Origin of the sequence: Paraburkholderia phenoliruptrix, assembly GCF_902859825.1 — a bacterium.
Lineage (GTDB): Bacteria > Pseudomonadota > Gammaproteobacteria > Burkholderiales > Burkholderiaceae > Paraburkholderia > Paraburkholderia phenoliruptrix.
This window is the reverse complement of record NZ_CADIKB010000018.1, coordinates 88,730-105,221: the sequence shown is the minus strand read 5'-3', so window position 1 is coordinate 105,221 and position 16,492 is coordinate 88,730. Positions and strand designations below refer to the sequence as shown.

13 protein-coding genes are annotated in these 16,492 nt (G+C 63.9%); 12 read left to right on the top strand and 1 reads right to left on the bottom strand.

Annotation, left to right across the window (positions count from 1 at the left end; all coding sequences use genetic code 11):
• Positions 1-13 precede the first annotated feature (13 nt).
• The 11 genes from mraY (at position 14) to lpxC (ending at position 12,783) form a co-directional block, all read left to right on the top strand.
• On the top strand, positions 14-1,183 hold the full coding sequence (gene mraY / locus HV711_RS18800; protein ID WP_013340582.1) for a phospho-N-acetylmuramoyl-pentapeptide-transferase: 1,170 nt from the start codon (positions 14-16) through the stop codon (positions 1,181-1,183).
• Positions 1,184-1,206: 23 nt separating this feature from the next.
• On the top strand, positions 1,207-2,721 hold the full coding sequence (gene murD, locus HV711_RS18795; RefSeq protein ID WP_028362423.1) for a UDP-N-acetylmuramoyl-L-alanine--D-glutamate ligase: 1,515 nt from the start codon (positions 1,207-1,209) through the stop codon (positions 2,719-2,721).
• Entirely contained in the window at positions 2,718-3,986 is a 1,269-nt protein-coding gene (ftsW, locus tag HV711_RS18790; protein ID WP_035484312.1) for a putative lipid II flippase FtsW, read from the top strand. The genes murD and ftsW overlap by 4 nt, the downstream gene beginning before the upstream one ends.
• Entirely contained in the window at positions 3,983-5,101 is a 1,119-nt protein-coding gene (gene murG / locus HV711_RS18785; protein WP_035484310.1) for an undecaprenyldiphospho-muramoylpentapeptide beta-N-acetylglucosaminyltransferase, read from the top strand. Before ftsW ends, murG begins: the two co-directional genes overlap by 4 nt.
• Positions 5,098-6,501, top strand: coding sequence for a UDP-N-acetylmuramate--L-alanine ligase (gene murC / locus HV711_RS18780; RefSeq protein WP_028362424.1), 1,404 nt, complete (start codon positions 5,098-5,100; stop codon positions 6,499-6,501). The genes murG and murC overlap by 4 nt, the downstream gene beginning before the upstream one ends.
• Before the next feature lies 1 nt (position 6,502).
• The gene (locus HV711_RS18775) at positions 6,503-7,444 is read left to right on the top strand and encodes a D-alanine--D-alanine ligase (RefSeq protein ID WP_035484308.1); all 942 of its coding nucleotides are present in this window, start codon (positions 6,503-6,505) and stop codon (positions 7,442-7,444) included.
• Positions 7,445-7,494: 50 nt separating this feature from the next.
• Positions 7,495-8,247, top strand: a complete 753-nt coding sequence (locus HV711_RS18770; protein WP_013589689.1) for a cell division protein FtsQ/DivIB — start codon at positions 7,495-7,497, stop codon at positions 8,245-8,247.
• 27 nt (positions 8,248-8,274) lie between these two features.
• Positions 8,275-9,507: a cell division protein FtsA gene (gene ftsA, locus HV711_RS18765; RefSeq protein WP_013340575.1), complete on the top strand. Its 1,233-nt coding sequence runs from the start codon at positions 8,275-8,277 to the stop codon at positions 9,505-9,507.
• 130 nt (positions 9,508-9,637) lie between these two features.
• Positions 9,638-10,834, top strand: coding sequence for a cell division protein FtsZ (gene ftsZ / locus HV711_RS18760; protein WP_013589688.1), 1,197 nt, complete (start codon positions 9,638-9,640; stop codon positions 10,832-10,834).
• A gap of 233 nt (positions 10,835-11,067) precedes the next feature.
• Positions 11,068-11,571, top strand: coding sequence for a peroxiredoxin (locus tag HV711_RS18755; RefSeq protein ID WP_035484306.1), 504 nt, complete (start codon positions 11,068-11,070; stop codon positions 11,569-11,571).
• Positions 11,572-11,865: 294 nt separating this feature from the next.
• The gene (gene lpxC, locus HV711_RS18750; RefSeq protein WP_027802319.1) at positions 11,866-12,783 is read left to right on the top strand and encodes a UDP-3-O-acyl-N-acetylglucosamine deacetylase; all 918 of its coding nucleotides are present in this window, start codon (positions 11,866-11,868) and stop codon (positions 12,781-12,783) included.
• Between the two features lie 82 nt (positions 12,784-12,865).
• Here lpxC and HV711_RS18745 read toward each other — a convergent pair whose 3' ends face one another.
• Positions 12,866-13,348 carry a DciA family protein gene (locus HV711_RS18745; protein ID WP_028362427.1) on the bottom strand — a complete coding sequence of 161 codons (483 nt, stop codon included), beginning with the start codon at positions 13,346-13,348 and terminating at the stop codon, positions 12,866-12,868.
• Between the two features lie 288 nt (positions 13,349-13,636).
• Between HV711_RS18745 and secA the strand changes: the two genes are divergently transcribed.
• Positions 13,637-16,447 (top strand): preprotein translocase subunit SecA, encoded by a 2,811-nt coding sequence (gene secA, locus HV711_RS18740; protein ID WP_013589684.1) that lies wholly within the window; start codon positions 13,637-13,639, stop codon positions 16,445-16,447.
• Positions 16,448-16,492: the final 45 nt, after the last annotated feature.

Sequence of the window (16,492 nt, the reverse complement as noted above, 5' to 3'; positions counted from 1 at the left end):
GAAGGACCGAAGCATGCTACTGGCGCTGGCGCAATGGCTGCAGAATGACGCAAGCTTCTTGCGCGTGTTCAGTTATCTGACTTTCCGCGCGGTGATGGCCACCATTACCGCGTTGCTGATCGGGCTCGTCTGCGGCCCGGCCGTGATTCGCAAACTGACCGCGATGAAGGTCGGTCAGGCCGTCCGTAAAGACGGTCCGCAAACGCACCTCGTGAAATCCGGCACGCCGACCATGGGCGGGGTGCTGATTCTGCTCGGCATCGCCGTGGCCACGCTGCTGTGGGCCGATCTGACCAATCGCTTCATCTGGATCGTGATTCTCGTCACTTTCGGCTATGGCGTGATCGGCTGGGTCGACGACTATCGCAAGGTGGTCTACAAGGACCCGCGCGGCATGTCGTCGCGCGAAAAGTATTTCTGGCAGTCGGTGATCGGCCTGTTCGCGGCGGTGTACCTCGCGTTCAGCGTGTCGGAAGCAAGCAATGTGCGCGTGTTCGACCTCTTCATGGCATGGGTGCGCAGCGGTTTGTCGATGGGCTTGCCCGCGCGCGCCGACCTGATGCTGCCGTTCGTCAAGTCGATCAGCTATCCGCTCGGCGTGTGGGGCTTCATCGTGCTGACGTATCTGGTGATTGTGGGCGCGAGCAACGCCGTGAATCTGACCGATGGTCTCGACGGCCTCGTCATCATGCCCGTCGTGCTGGTGGGCGCATCGCTCGGCGTGTTCGCTTATGTGATGGGCAGCTCCGTCTACTCGAAATATCTGCTGTTTCCGCATATCCCCGGCGCGGGGGAGCTGCTGATCTTCTGTTCGGCAATGGGCGGCGCGGGGCTCGCGTTCCTCTGGTTCAACACGCACCCGGCGCAGATGTTCATGGGCGACGTCGGCGCATTGGCGCTCGGCGGCGCGCTCGGCACGGTCGCGGTCATCGTCCGGCAGGAAATCGTGCTGTTCATCATGGGCGGCATTTTCGTCGCCGAAACACTTTCGGTGATGTTGCAGGTTGCGTGGTTCAAGTTCACCAAGCGCCGGTTCGGCGAAGGACGGCGTCTCTTCAAGATGGCGCCGCTGCATCACCATTTTGAATTGTCGGGTTGGAAGGAAACGCAGGTGGTCGTGCGCTTCTGGATCATCACGTTGATGTTGTGTCTGTTCGGGTTGTCCACGCTCAAACTGCGTTAAGAAGGCATTAAAGGAAGCAGACGATGTTCGGCGAGAAGTTTCGGGATCGGCAAAAGCCGATGGTGCTCGTGCTGGGACTGGGTGAATCCGGTCTCGCCATGGCGCGCTGGTGCGCGCGGCACGGCTGTCGGCTGCGAGTGGCCGACACGCGCGAGGTGCCGCCGAACCTGTCCGCGCTGGAAGCGCACGGCGTCGACGCTGCGTTTGTCGGCGGCCCGTTTTCGCCGGTGCTGCTCGAAGGCGTGGAGCTCGTCGCGATCAGCCCGGGCTTGTCGCCGCTCGCCGCCGACCTTTTGCCGCTGATCACCGCGGCGCGTGAGCAGGGCATTCCCGTGTGGGGCGAACTCGAACTGTTCTCGCAAGCGCTGAGGACGCTCGGCGAAAGCGGCTACGCGCCGAAGGTGCTTGCGATCACCGGCACCAACGGCAAGACCACCACGACGAGCCTCACGGGTCTGCTGTGCGAGCGCGCGGGCAAGAAGGTGGCGGTGGCGGGCAACATTAGCCCGTCGCTGCTCGACAAGCTGAGCGAAGCCATCGACAACACCGCGCTGCCCGACGTGTGGGTGCTCGAACTGTCGAGCTTCCAGCTCGAAACCTCGCATACCTTCGAACCGGACGCGGCCGCGATTCTCAACATCACGCAGGATCATCTCGACTGGCACGGCGGGCTGGATGCCTACGCCGCCGCCAAGGGCCGCATCTTCGGTACACAAACCGTGCGCGTGTTGAATCGCGACGACGCGCGCGTCATGGCGCTCGCGCCTTCCGAGTCGAGCGACGCGGACATGGTCACGTTCGGCGTAACCGAGCCGAAGAACGACGGTGACTACGGCCTGCAGCGCGAGAACGGCATGGTGTGGCTCGTGGAAGCGCACGATCTCGACGCGAGCGACGAACCCACGCCGAAACGCCGCCGCAAGAACGAAGCCGTCACGCCGCCGAACATCGCGCTCAAGCGTTTGATGCCGGCGGACGCGCTGCGCATTCGTGGCCTGCACAACGCCGCCAACGCGCTCGCCGCCTACGCGCTCGCGCGCGCGATCGGCCTGCCCGGCGCGCGTCTGCTGCATGGATTGCGCGAATATCGCGGCGAGCCGCATCGGGTGGAATTGATCGCGTCGATCGACGGCATCGATTATGTCGACGACAGCAAGGGCACGAACGTCGGCGCGACGGTCGCCGCGCTCGACGGCCTCGCACAGCGCGTCGTGCTGATCGCCGGCGGCGACGGCAAAGGCCAGGATTTCGAGCCGCTGGCCGCGCCCGTCATGCGCTGGTGCCGCGCCGTGATGCTGATCGGCCGCGACGCCCCGCAGATTCGCGCGGCGCTCAAAGACACCGGCATCGCCATGACAGATCACACGACGCTTGAAGAAGCGACGCGTGCCGCCGCCGCACTCGCGCAACCGGGCGACGCCGTGCTGCTGTCGCCGGCTTGCGCGAGCTTCGACATGTTCAAGGGTTACGCGCACCGCGCAGCGGTGTTCCGCAGCACGGTGGAAGAAATCGCCGCCGAACGGGGGACGATGATATGAGCTGGTCGGAACGCTTCGGTTCACGCGCGGGCGGCTCGGGCGAGACGGCGGGCGCCGCACGCGCCGGCGGCCGCACGGGCGCCAGCGGTCTCGCGAGCGCTGTCAACGGTGTGCGGCCGCTGCGCTCGCGCATGCTCGACTACGACCACTCGCTGCTGTGGGTTGTCGTCGCGCTGCTCGGGCTCGGCGTCGTGATGGTGTACTCGGCGTCCATTGCGATGCCCGATTCGCCGAAGTACGCGTCGTATCGCGACTACGCGTTCCTCGTGCGTCAGATCATTTTCGTGATCATGGGCGCGGTGGTCGGCGTGGTGTCGTTCCGTATTCCCATTTCGACGTGGGACAAATACGCGCCGAAGCTCTTCCTGATCGCGCTCGCGGCGCTCGTGATCGTGCTGATTCCGCACGTCGGCAAGGGCGTGAACGGCGCGCGCCGCTGGATTCCGCTCGGCATCACGAACATGCAGCCGTCGGAAATCATGAAGCTCGCGGTGACGATCTATGCGGCGAACTACACCGTGCGCAAGCAGGAATACATGCACAGCTTCGCCAAAGGCTTTCTGCCGATGGCGATGGCGGTTGGCTTCGTCGGCGCATTGCTGCTGCTCGAGCCGGACATGGGCGCTTTCATGGTGATCGCCGCGATCGCGATGGGGCTGCTCTTTCTCGGCGGCGTGAACGGCAAGCTGTTTGGCGGCCTCGTCGCCACCGCGGTCGGCACGTTCACCCTGCTCGTGTGGGCGTCGCCGTGGCGGCGCGAGCGGATCTTCGCGTACCTCGATCCGTGGGACGACCGCTACGCGCAGGGCAAGGCGTATCAATTGACGCACTCGCTGATCGCCTTTGGCCGCGGCGAATGGTTCGGCGTGGGGCTCGGCGGCAGCGTCGAGAAGCTCAACTATCTGCCCGAAGCGCACACCGACTTCATCCTGGCGGTGATCGGCGAGGAGCTCGGCTTTGTCGGCGTGCTCGTCGTGATCCTGATGTTCTACTGGATCGTGCGCCGCTCCTTCGAGATCGGCCGTCAGGCGCTCGCGCTCGACCGCACGTTCGCGGGTCTGGTCGCGAAAGGCATCGGCATCTGGTTCGGCGCGCAGACGTTTATCAATATGGGCGTGAATCTCGGCTTGCTGCCCACTAAAGGTTTGACGTTGCCGCTCGTCAGTTACGGCGGCTCGGGCATTCTGCTCAACTGCGTGGCGGTGGCGGTGCTGATGCGCGTCGATTACGAAAACCGGGTGCTCATGCGCGGAGGAAAAGTATGACCTCCATCCAGCAACGCACGCTGATGGTGATGGCCGGCGGCACCGGGGGACACGTGTTCCCCGGGCTCGCGGTCGCGCATCTGATGCAGGCGTGGGGCTGGAAAGTCATCTGGCTCGGCAACCCGGCGGGCATGGAAGCCACGCTCGTGCCGAAGCACGGCATTCCGATGGAGTACGTGCGCTTTGGCGGACTCCGCGGCAAAGGCCTGAAGACCAAGCTGATGCTGCCGCTGAACCTGCTGCGTGCCTGCACGCAGAGCCTCAATGTGCTGCGTCGCGTGAAGCCTGACGTGGTGCTCGGCATGGGCGGCTACATCACATTTCCGGCCGGCCTCATGACGGCATTGAGCGGACGTCCGCTCGTCCTGCACGAACAGAATTCGATTGCGGGGCTCGCGAACAAGGTGCTCGCGAAGCTCGCCAAACGCGTGCTCGTCGCGTTTCCGAACGCGCTGCCGCACGGCGAATGGACCGGCAATCCGATTCGTGCGGAACTTGCGCGCGCGATTGCGCCCAAAGCACGCTATGCAGAACGCAACGGTCCGCTGAATGTGCTGGTGGTCGGCGGCAGTCTGGGTGCGGCAGCCCTCAATGAAGTCGTGCCGCGCGCCGTTGCGCTGCTCGCTCCGCAGGAACGGCCGCGCATCGTGCATCAGGCGGGCGCGAAGCATATCGACGCGCTGCGCGAGAACTACGCGGCAGCGGGACTGCAGGCGGGCGCGGACGTGCAGCTCGTGCCGTTCATCGACGACATGACGAGCGCCTACGCGCGCGCGGATCTCGTGATCTGCCGCTCGGGCGCAATGACGGTGTCGGAGATTTCAGCGGTCGGTGTGGCCGCGTTGTTCGTGCCGTTCCCCTATGCGGTGGACGATCATCAAACCACTAATGCAGCGTTTCTCGCCGACAACGGCGCGGCGCTGGTCGTGCAGCAACGCGATCTGTCGGCGGAAAAACTCGCCGACTGGTTGCGCAGCCTGACGCGCGAAAGTCTCGCGCAGATGGCAGAGCGTTCGCGCTCGCTCGCGAAACCCGACGCCACGGAACAGGTGGCGCAGATTTGCGCCACCGTGGCGGGTTCGATTTCGGGCGCGAGCCCAGAAGGAAAGCAATGAAACACATCGTCAAACATATTCATTTTGTCGGCATCGGCGGTGTCGGCATGAGCGGCATCGCGGAGGTGCTGGTCAATCTCGGCTATCAGGTGAGCGGCTCGGATCTGTCGAGCAACGCCGTCACCGATCGCCTCGCCGCGCTCGGCGCGCGCATTGCGATCGGCCATGCGGCGGAAAATATCGAAGGCGCGAATGCGGTGGTCGTTTCCACGGCAGTGCGCAGCGACAACCCGGAAGTGCTGGCCGCGCGTCACCGCCGCATTCCGATCGTGCCGCGCGCGGTCATGCTCGCCGAACTGATGCGCCTGAAGCAGGGCATTGCGATTGCCGGCACGCACGGCAAGACCACCACGACCTCGCTGGTGGCGAGCGTGCTGGCGGCGGGCGGCCTGGATCCGACCTTCGTGATCGGCGGACGGCTCATCAGCGCCGGCGCGAACGCGCGGCTCGGCACGGGCGACTTCATCGTCGCGGAAGCGGACGAGTCCGACGCATCGTTCCTGAATCTGTTCCCGGTGATCGAGGTCATCACGAACATCGACGCCGATCATATGGACACCTATGGGCACGACTTCGCGCGGCTCAAGCAGGCGTTCATCGAATTCACGCACCGTCTGCCGTTTTACGGTATCGCCGTGTTGTGCGTCGACGATCCGAATGTGAAGGAAATTCTGCCGTTCGTGTCGAAGCCGATCATCCGTTATGGCTTCGCGCCGGATGCGCAGGTGCGCGCGGTCAATGTCCAAGCGCGCGACGGCAAGATGCATTTCACGGCGATGCGCGAAGATGCTGCGCCGCTCGACATCACGCTGAACCTGCCGGGCGAGCACAACGTGCAGAACGCGCTGGCCGCGATCGCCATTGCGACTGAACTTGAAGTGAAAGATGCCGATATCCAGCGAGCGCTGGCGGATTTCAACGGCGTCGGCCGGCGCTTTCAGCGTTACGGCGAAGTGTCCGTGATCGCCGACGGCCAGGCGGCGGGCACCTATACGCTGGTCGACGACTACGGTCATCACCCGGTGGAAATGGCGGCCACGGTCGCGGCGGCGCGCGGGGCGTTTCCGGGGCGGCGCCTCGTGCTTGCGTTCCAGCCGCACCGCTTCACGCGCACGCGAGATTGTTTCGAAGACTTCGTGAAGGTGCTCTCGACGGTGGACGCGCTCGTGCTGACCGAAGTGTATTCGGCGGGGGAAGCGCCGATCGTCGCGGCGGACGGCCGTGCGCTCGCGCGCGCATTGCGCGTTGCGGGCAAGGTCGAGCCGGTGTTTGTCGATACGGTGGACGAAGTGCCGGGCGCGCTCGCAGCAGTGGTGCGCGACGGCGATGTGGTGATCACGATGGGCGCGGGTTCGATCGGCGGTGTGCCGGGTCGTCTCGCTCAGGAAACGAAGGTGTGAGATGAGCAGTATCGACCCTAACAAATTCGGCAAGGTGGCAGTGTTGCTCGGCGGCAATTCGGCCGAGCGTGAGGTGTCGCTCAATTCCGGGCGCCTCGTGCTGCAAGGTTTGCGCGACGCCGGCGTCGACGCGCATCCGTTCGATCCGGCCGAGCGTCCGCTAGCCGCGCTGAAGGACGAAGGCTTCGTGCGCGCGTTCAATGCGCTGCACGGCGGGTACGGCGAAAACGGCCAGATTCAGGGCGCGCTGGATTTCTACGGCATCAAATACACCGGCAGCGGCGTGCTCGGCTCGGCGCTCGGACTCGACAAATTCCGCACGAAACTCGTGTGGCAGCAACTCGGCATTCCGACGCCGCCGTTCGAAGCCATCATGCGTGGCGACGACTACGAAGCGCGCGCGAAAGACATCGTCGCGAAGCTCGGTTTGCCGCTTTTCGTGAAGCCGGCCAGCGAAGGTTCGAGCGTCGCGGTGATCAAGGTGAAGAGCGCGGACGCGTTGCCGGCGGCGCTCGTCGAAGCGGTGAAGTACGACCGGATTGTCGTGGTCGAGAAGAGCATAGAGGGCGGCGGCGAATACACCGCGTGCATCGCGGGCGATCTCGACTTGCCCGTGATCCGCATCGTGCCGGCCGGCGAGTTCTACGACTATCACGCGAAGTACATCGCGAACGACACGCAGTATCTGATTCCCTGCGGCCTGACGCCAGCCGAAGAAACGCGCATGAAAGGGCTGGCGCGCCGCGCGTTCGACGTGCTCGGCTGCACCGACTGGGGCCGCGCGGATTTCATGCTCGACGCCGACGGCAATCCGTACTTCCTGGAAGTGAATACGGCGCCCGGCATGACGGACCATTCGCTGCCGCCGAAAGCGGCGCGCGCGGTGGGCATCAGCTATCAGGAACTGGTGGTCGGCGTGTTGGCGCTGACTTTGAAGGATTAATCAGCAGCACCTGTTCGAAGCAATAAGCGGGGCACCCCGAAAGCAACACTATGTGGAATAACGTTCGCCAGCTCAATCTCGCCGCCAGCGCATTGCATGCGTTGCTGGTGCTCGTGCTGCTGGCGGCGGGCGGTTACTGGCTGATCCAGCGCCCCAATTTCGCGCTGCGCGAGATACAGATCGACGGCGATACCGAGCACATCAATTCGCCGACGGTTCGCGCGGGCGTGGTGGGTCGCCTGAAGGGCAACTTTTTTACGGTGGATCTCGACGTCGCGCGCCAGGCGTTCGAGCAGATGCCGTGGGTGCGTCACGCGAGCGTGCGCCGGGTCTGGCCGAACGCGCTGGCTGTCACGCTGGAGGAGTACAAACCGCTTGGCACGTGGGGCAGCGACCAGCTGGTGAGCGTCGACGGCGAGCTTTTCACCGCGAATCAGGGCGAGCTCGAAGAAGACTTGCCGGCGTTCGACGGTCCGGACGGCACGGCGAAGGAAGTGGTCGCGCGCTATCACGACTTCCAGAAGTGGTTCGCACCGCTGAACGCCACGCCGGAGGAAGTGACGCTGTCGCCGCGTTACGCATGGACGGTGAAGCTGTCGAACGGCATGCAGGTGGAACTCGGGCGCGAACGCAATCAGGACACGCTGCTCGATCGGAGCAAGCGTCTGACCGCGGCCTGGAGCGCGGTGACGCAACGTTGGGGAAAGGATATCGAGTATGCGGACTTGCGCTATCCGAACGGTTTCGCGATTCGTGCCGCTGGCATGCGCTTTATCAGCGAACCCGACAAGGGCAAGAAGTAAAGGGACATCACACGCAATGAGCACGCTATGAGTAAAGACTATAAAGACTTGCTGGTCGCCCTCGACATCGGGACGTCGAAGGTCGTGGCCATCGTCGCCGAGCTGAAGGGCGAAGGTCACTACGAGGTGATCGGCCTCGGCCAGAGCGAATCGAAGGGGCTCAAGAAAGGCGTGGTGGTGAACATCGAAGCCACCGTGCAGTCCATTCAACGCGCGCTCGAAGAAGCCGAGCTGATGGCCGACTGCAAGATCACGAACGTGTTCACCGGGATCGCCGGCAGTCACATTCGCAGCTTCAATTCGAGCGGCATGGTGGCGATCAAGGAGAAGGAAGTCACGCAGGCCGACGTGGCGCGCGTGATCGAAACGGCGAAGGCGATCAACATTCCGACCGACCAGCAGGTGCTGCATATCCTCACGCAGGAATTCATCATCGACGGTCAGGAGGATGTGCGCGAGCCGATCGGCATGAGCGGCATCCGCCTCGAAGTGAAGGTGCATATCGTCACCGGCGCGGTGAGCGCGGCGCAGAACATCGTGAAGTGCGTGCGTCGCTGCGGGCTCGAAGTGAACGATCTGATTCTGCAGCCGCTTGCGTCGTCGCTCGCGGTGCTGACGGAAGACGAAAAAGAGCTCGGCGTGGTGCTTGTCGATATCGGCGGCGGCACGACGGACATTGCGATTTTCAGCGAAGGCGCGATCCGCCACACGGCCGTGATTCCGATTGCCGGCGACCAGATCACGAGCGACATCGCCATGGCCCTGCGCACGCCGACGCCGGACGCGGAAGACATCAAGGTGGATTACGGCATCGCCAAGCAGGCGCTCGCCGATCCTGACGAAATGATCGAAGTGCCGGGGCTCGGCGAGCGCGGTCCGCGCACGCTGTCGCGCCAGGCGCTCGCCGCGGTGATCGAGCCGCGCGTGGAAGAACTGTTTTCGCTCGTGCAGCAGGTGGTGCGCGAGTCGGGTTACGAAGAACTGCTGAGCTCCGGCGTCGTGCTGACGGGCGGCGCGTCGATGATGCTCGGCATGGTCGAGCTGGGTGAGGACATTTTCCTGAAGCCGGTGCGGATCGGGGTGCCCGAATACGCGGGCGGTCTCGCGGACGTGGTGCGCAACCCGCGCTATTCGACGGCGATGGGTCTGCTCGTCGAAGGACGCTCGCAACGCATGCGCGGCCGCAAGGTGGCGGTGCAGTCCGGGTCGATGGGACAAGTCTTCACGCGAATGAAGGACTGGTTCCTCGGCAACTTCTAACGAATTCGCGTGACCGAACAGGTTTAGAAATACGCGCTGGTGCCGGCGGCTGGCGCGCGACAGAAGGTTGCCCGATCTTCTGCCGAATAACGGCCGAGTGGCTGCAATTTTTTATCTTGACGGAGGCAACATGGAATTCCAGATGCTGGAAACCGAAACGAACGGCACCATCATCAAGGTGGTCGGAGTAGGTGGCGCTGGCGGCAATGCCGTTCAGCACATGATCAACAAGGGCGTGCAAGGCGTCGACTTCATCGTGATGAACACGGACGCGCAGGCTCTGTCGCGTTCGCGCGCCACCGCGGTGATCCAGTTGGGCAACACGGGCTTGGGCGCCGGCGCCAAGCCGGAAATGGGCCGCGCCGCAGCGGAAGAAGCACGTGAGCGCATCGCCGACGCACTGCGCGGCGCGCACATGGTCTTCATCACGGCCGGCATGGGCGGCGGCACGGGCACGGGCGCAGCGCCGGTGGTCGCGCAAATCGCCAAGGAAATGGGTATCTTGACTGTTGGCGTGGTGAGCAAGCCGTTCGAATTCGAAGGCGGCAAGCGCATGCGTGTGGCAGAAGCCGGTTCGCAGCAACTGGAGGATCACGTCGACTCGCTGATCGTCGTTCTGAACGACAAGCTGTTCGAGGTGATGGGCGACGACGCCGAGATGGACAAGTGCTTCCAGTGCGCTGACGACGTTCTGAACAACGCAGTGGCCGGCATCGCGGAAATCATCAACGTCGACGGTCTGGTGAACGTCGACTTCGAAGACGTGAAAACGGTGATGGGCGAGCAGGGCAAGGCCATGATGGGCACGGCCACGGTGGCCGGCGTCGATCGCGCGCGTCTCGCGGCCGAGCAGGCTGTTGCCAGCCCGCTGTTGGAAGGCGTGGACCTGTCGGGCGCGCGCGGCGTGCTGGTCAACATCACGTCGAGCCGTTCGCTGCGTCTGTCGGAAACGCGCGAAGTGATGAACACGATCAAGAGCTACGCAGCGGAAGACGCCACGGTGATCTTCGGCGCGGTGTACGACGACGCAATGGGCGACGCGCTGCGCGTGACGGTCGTGGCAACGGGTCTCGGCCGCGCGGCGAAGAAGCAGCAATCGGCACCGATGACGCTCCTGCGCACCGGCACCGACAATCAGCCGATCGCCGCACAGCACGCTTCGTACGCCACGCCGTCGCACGCGAGCACCGCGGACTACGGCGCGCTCGACACGCCGGCTGTGTGGCGCACGTCGCGCGACACCGCGGCTTCGCACGTGCAGGCGCTGCAGGAAAAGGGCGTCGACACGTACGACATTCCGGCTTTCCTGCGCAAGCAGGCGGACTGAGCGCACGGGGCAGGCTTTCGCTGCCGCGCCGCCGGGTTTTTTCCGGATTTCAGGCGTTGGCGGACGAATGCACGAGCGTGGCGGGTGAACGGCAGACAAGCCGCGTATCGTCGGATTCGCGGCAAGGACAAGTGCCCTCTTCGCAATCGCGAAGCGGATCGGGCAACTGTCGCCGATTCACTGCGACACGATGACGTGCGAACGATGCTTCGCATCGATGCAAAGGACTGAGCATGATTCAAGCTGGTGACAAGCTGCCCGACGCAACGCTCTTCGAATATGTCGAAGACGAGCGGGCGGGCTGCACGATCGGGCCTAACAGCTTCCACGTGCGCGAGCAGACGGCGGGTAAGCGCGTGGTGATCTTCGGATTGCCCGGCGCCTTCACGCCGACCTGTTCGGCCAAACATGTACCGGGTTATGTCGAGCACGCCGCGCAGTTGCGCGCGGCCGGCGTCGACGAAATCTGGTGTGTGTCCGTGAACGACGCGTTCGTGATGGGCGCGTGGGGACGCGATCTGCACGCCTCGGGCAAGGTGCGCATGATGGCGGACGGCAGTGCGGCTTTCACCCGAGCGCTCGGTCTCGAGCAGGATTTGTCGGCGCGCGGCATGGGGATTCGTTCCCAGCGCTACGCGATGGTTGTCGACGACGGCGTGGTCAAGACGTTGAACGTCGAGGCTGCCGGCAAATTCGAAGTAAGCGATGCAGGGAGTATCCTCGCCACGTTAAGCTAGTTATGGAAGCGTCGGCGCCTTCGCCCGACACGCGGTCCGCCGCGTGGCGCAATGGCAACGGCGAGCATGACGCTTTGTGACAGGCCGTTACGCGGGCCGACGACCGGAAACGCCTCCGTTCCGGACGCCGGCCCGTCACGCTTTCCCTCACGGGTGCCCGTTGGAAAATGCGGGTAATGCAGCGAAACAGATTGATACTTTCCGCGCGAAGACGCTTCTTAGGGTTATGGAGTATAATTCGTGCTATGGAATAAAAAGTCCCGATTGGGATTTTCAATCGAACAAAAGATCACCATGTTGAAGCAGCGCACCATCAAATCAATCGTCAAGACGGTCGGCATCGGCTTGCATTCCGGCCGCAAGGTTGACCTGACGCTCCGCCCCGCAGCGCCGGATACGGGCATTGTGTTTTCGCGCGTGGATTTGCCCACGCCGGTGGACATTCCTGCGTCGGCCATGGCGATTGGCGACACGCGCCTCGCTTCCGTGTTGCAGAAAGACGGCGCGCGCGTCTCGACCATCGAGCATCTGATGTCCGCCTGCGCCGGTCTCGGCATCGACAATCTGTATGTCGATGTCACCGCGGAAGAAATTCCGATCATGGACGGCAGCGCCGGCTCGTTCGTGTTTCTGATTCAATCGGCGGGAATCGAAGAGCAGAACGCCGCGAAGAAGTTCATCAAGGTCACGAAGCCCGTCGAGATTCGCGACGGCGACAAATTCGCCCGCCTCGATCCGTATTTCGGTTTCAAGCTCAAATTCACGATTGATTTCCGCCACCCGGCTGTCGATAAAACCGGCCAGGCGCTGGAAGTCGATTTCGCCAACACGTCGTACGTGCGCGAAATCGCACGCGCCCGCACGTTCGGCTTCGCTCACGAAGTGGAAATGATGCGCGAACTGGGCCTCGCGCGCGGCGGCAGCATGGACAACGCGATCGTGCTCGACGAATATCGCATTCTGAACAACGACGGGCTGCGTTACGACGACGAGTTCGTGAAGCACAAGATGCTCGACGCAATCGGCGACCTGTATGTGGTCGGGCATCCGCTGCTGGCTTCGTACAACGCCTACAAGTCGGGTCACGGCCTGAACAACGCGCTGCTGCGCGAGTTGCTCGCGCACGAAGATTCGTACGAAATCGTCACGTTCGACGACACACAGAAGGCGCCGCGCGGCTTTGCTTATGAGACGCAGACGGCTTTTGCATAAAGAATCGGCATCGCGTCTTCGGTGAAATTTCCGAAGCGAGTGGACGAAAAGAAAGCGGCTCAGACGAGCCGCTTTTTTTTGTTCAGCGATTTCGCCGATGCCGCGCCGCCATTTTCGCCAGCGCCTCCCGCAGCGGCGACGGCGCGAGCGATTCGCTGAGCGCGTGCAGCGCGTCGGCTCCGGCCGGCGTCATGCGCGCCTGCTTGACGGGCGGCGGCTCTTTGGCGGGCTGCGGCCGCACGCGGATGCGCAGCGCATTGACCGGCCAGCCGCGCTGCTGCAAATCCGCCAGGAGCCGCGGCTCCAGATGCCGCAGACGCGCCGCGAGCGCGTTGTGCGCAGCAAAGAGCGAGAGCACGCCTTCTTTGATAAAACCGGGTTCGACGCTCGTCGCCAGGTAGTCGGGCAGCAGGTCGCGCAGGTCCTTTTCCAGCGCCGCAATCTGCTCGACGCCCGCGCGCAGCGCGGCGAACGCGTCCGTGCGATTGAGCACGTCGGCGACCGGCTGCGGGCGGCGCGCCTCGAACTGCCTGGGCGGCCTTGAAAACGAGGGAAAACGGCTCATGTTTGACTGTGACGGCGTGTCCGCGCCCGACGCGCGAACCTGCCGCAATTGTACCGCGCAGCATGCACCGCGGGCCGGCCGCATCGGCAGCCGCGAAGCGCGGCGGGGCGGGGTTTGCTGCGTTCCCGGCCTCGCGCCGCTGACATCAGCGCGGGCGGGGGCGCGTGCTAAAATGCCCGATTCGAATTCACTCTTGGACTAAGCCGCCGAGGCCATTCCGACCCCGGAGCGCGCGTGCATGAACCGCACGCCGCGACCAGCCGAAGCCGCGACGCAGACACCGATCCGATGACCACCGGTTTTCTACAGAAGATTTTTGGCAGCCGTAACCAGCGGCTAGTCAAGCAATATCAAAAGACCGTCGCGGCGATCAATGCGCTCGAACCGCAGATCGAGCAATTGACGGACGAGCAACTGCGCGCGAAGACGGACGAATTCCGCCAGCGCGTCGCGAGCGGCGAGTCGCTCGACAAGATCCTGCCGGAAGCGTTTGCCGTCTGCCGCGAGGCGAGCAAGCGGGTGCTGAAAATGCGCCACTTCGACGTGCAGCTGATCGGCGGGATGGTCCTGCACTACGGCAAGATCGGCGAAATGCGCACCGGCGAAGGTAAAACGCTCGTCGCCACGCTGCCGGTCTATCTGAACGCGCTGTCGGGCCGCGGCGTTCACGTCGTGACGGTGAACGACTACCTCGCCCAGCGCGACGCCGAGTGGATGGCGCGTCTTTACAACTTCCTCGGCTTGTCGGTCGGCATCAATCTGTCGCAAATGGACCACGCGGCCAAGCAGCAGGCCTACGCCGCGGACATCACGTACGGTACGAACAACGAGTTCGGCTTCGACTACCTGCGCGACAACATGGTGTACGAGCCCGAAGCGCGCGTGCAGCGCGGGCTCAACTTCGCCGTGGTCGACGAAGTGGACTCGATCCTGATCGACGAAGCGCGTACGCCGCTCATCATCTCCGGCCAGGCCGAAGACCACACCGAACTCTACGTGCGCATGAACGCGCTGCCGCCGCTGCTCGAGCGCCAGATCGGCGAAGAGAAGGCGGACGGCACGGGCGTCGAAAAGCCGGGCGACTACACGCTCGACGAAAAGGGCCGTCAGGTGTTCCTCACGGAATCGGGCCACGAAAAGGCCGAGCGCCTGCTCGCCGAATGGGGCCTGATTGGCGAGGGCGAGAGCCTCTACGCGCCGCAGAACATCACGCTGATGCATCACGTGTACGCGGCGCTGCGTGCCCACACGCTGTTCCACCGCGACCAGCACTATGTGGTGCAGAACGGCGAAGTGATCATCGTCGACGAATTCACCGGCCGTCTGATGGCGGGCCGCCGCTGGTCCGACGGGCTGCATCAGGCTGTCGAGGCAAAGGAGCACGTGAAGATTCAGAGCGAGAACCAGACGCTCGCTTCCATCACGTTCCAGAACTACTTCCGCATGTACGCGAAGCTGGCCGGCATGACCGGCACGGCGGACACGGAAGCGTACGAATTCAACGAGATCTACGGTCTCGAAACGGTCGTGATCCCGACCAACCGTCCGCCCAAGCGGATCGACAAGCAGGATCAGATCTACAAGACGGCCAAGGAACGCTACGACGCGGTGATCCGCGACATCCGCGATTGCTATGAGCGCGGGCAGCCGGTGCTGGTCGGCACCACGTCGATCGAAAACTCGGAGCTGCTGTCGCATCTGCTGAAGCAGGCCGGTTTGCCGCACGAGGTGCTCAACGCCAAGCAGCACGCGCGCGAAGCGGAGATCGTCGCGGAAGCGGGCCGGCCGAAGCGCATCACGATCGCCACCAACATGGCCGGTCGCGGTACCGACATCGTGCTCGGCGGCAATGCCGAGAAGCAGGCGTCGTTCATCGAACAGGACGAGACGATTCCCGACGACGAAAAGCAGCGCCGCATCCAGAAGCTGCACGACGAATGGCAGGCGCTGCACGATCAGGTGAAGGCGGCGGGCGGTTTGCACATTATCGGCACCGAACGTCACGAATCGCGCCGGATCGACAACCAGCTGCGCGGCCGCGCGGGCCGTCAGGGCGACCCGGGTTCGTCGCGCTTCTATCTGTCGCTGGAAGATCCGCTGCTGCGCATTTTCGCGGGCGACCGCGTGCGCGCGATCATGGACCGCCTGAAAATGCCGGAAGGCGAGGCGATCGAAGCGGGCATCGTGTCGCGTTCCATCGAATCCGCGCAGCGCAAGGTCGAGGCGCGCAACTTCGATATTCGTAAACAACTGCTCGAATACGACGACGTCTCCAACGATCAGCGCAAGGTGATCTACCAGCAGCGCAATGAGCTGCTGGAGGCGAACGACATCACCGAAACCATCGGCGCAATGCGTCATGGCGTGATTGCGGACATCGTTCACCAGTTCGTGCCGCCGGGCAGCATCGAAGAACAGTGGGACGTGCCGGAACTCGAAGAAGTGCTGCGCAACGAATGGCAGCTCGACCTCGCGATCCAGGAAATGATCAACGAGTCGAACTCGATCACGTCGGACGAGATTCTGGAGGCCGTGCAGGCCGCCGCGGACGAAGCCTACGAGGCGAAGGTCGAACTGGTCGGCCGGGAGTCGTTCAGCGCGTTCGAACGCTCGATCATGCTCCAAACGCTCGACCGGAGCTGGCGCGAGCATCTGGCGGCGCTGGACCATCTGCGCCAGGGTATCCATCTGCGCGGCTATGCGCAAAAGAACCCGAAGCAGGAATACAAGCGCGAGGCGTTCGAACTGTTTGCCGCCATGCTCGACGCGGTCAAGCTCGAAGTCACCCGTATCGTGATGAACGTGCAGATCCAGTCGCCCGAGCAGCTCGAGCAGGCCGCCGAGCAGATGGAAGAGCAGGGCGGCCACCTCGAGAATGTGGAGTTCCGCCACGCGGAGTTTGCCGAAGCGTCGGCTGCGGCGCCCGCCGCCGCGGAAGCCGCCACCGCCGCCATGATCGGCGACGCAATGAGCCACGCGGCGTCGGCGCAAACCGCGTCGCCTGTCGGTGCGGACAGCGTGCCGAAGGTCGGCCGCAACGACCCATGCCCGTGCGGCAGCGGCAAGAAGTACAAGCAGTGTCACGGCAAGATCGCATAATGCCGAAGGCGGCGCGCTCTGAGGCGCGCCGCGTCGCTTTACAGC

Coding starts and splice junctions, on each gene's coding strand:
- murG (WP_035484310.1), top strand. CDS start 3,983: ATGACCTCCATCCAGCAACGCACGCTGATGGTGATGGCCGGCGGCACC.
- murC (WP_028362424.1), top strand. CDS start 5,098: ATGAAACACATCGTCAAACATATTCATTTTGTCGGCATCGGCGGTGTC.
- secA (WP_013589684.1), top strand. CDS start 13,637: ATGACCACCGGTTTTCTACAGAAGATTTTTGGCAGCCGTAACCAGCGG.
- murD (WP_028362423.1), top strand. CDS start 1,207: ATGTTCGGCGAGAAGTTTCGGGATCGGCAAAAGCCGATGGTGCTCGTG.
- HV711_RS18755 (WP_035484306.1), top strand. CDS start 11,068: ATGATTCAAGCTGGTGACAAGCTGCCCGACGCAACGCTCTTCGAATAT.
- ftsA (WP_013340575.1), top strand. CDS start 8,275: ATGAGTAAAGACTATAAAGACTTGCTGGTCGCCCTCGACATCGGGACG.
- HV711_RS18745 (WP_028362427.1), bottom strand. CDS start 13,348: ATGAGCCGTTTTCCCTCGTTTTCAAGGCCGCCCAGGCAGTTCGAGGCG.
- lpxC (WP_027802319.1), top strand. CDS start 11,866: ATGTTGAAGCAGCGCACCATCAAATCAATCGTCAAGACGGTCGGCATC.
- HV711_RS18775 (WP_035484308.1), top strand. CDS start 6,503: ATGAGCAGTATCGACCCTAACAAATTCGGCAAGGTGGCAGTGTTGCTC.
- ftsW (WP_035484312.1), top strand. CDS start 2,718: ATGAGCTGGTCGGAACGCTTCGGTTCACGCGCGGGCGGCTCGGGCGAG.
- ftsZ (WP_013589688.1), top strand. CDS start 9,638: ATGGAATTCCAGATGCTGGAAACCGAAACGAACGGCACCATCATCAAG.
- mraY (WP_013340582.1), top strand. CDS start 14: ATGCTACTGGCGCTGGCGCAATGGCTGCAGAATGACGCAAGCTTCTTG.
- HV711_RS18770 (WP_013589689.1), top strand. CDS start 7,495: ATGTGGAATAACGTTCGCCAGCTCAATCTCGCCGCCAGCGCATTGCAT.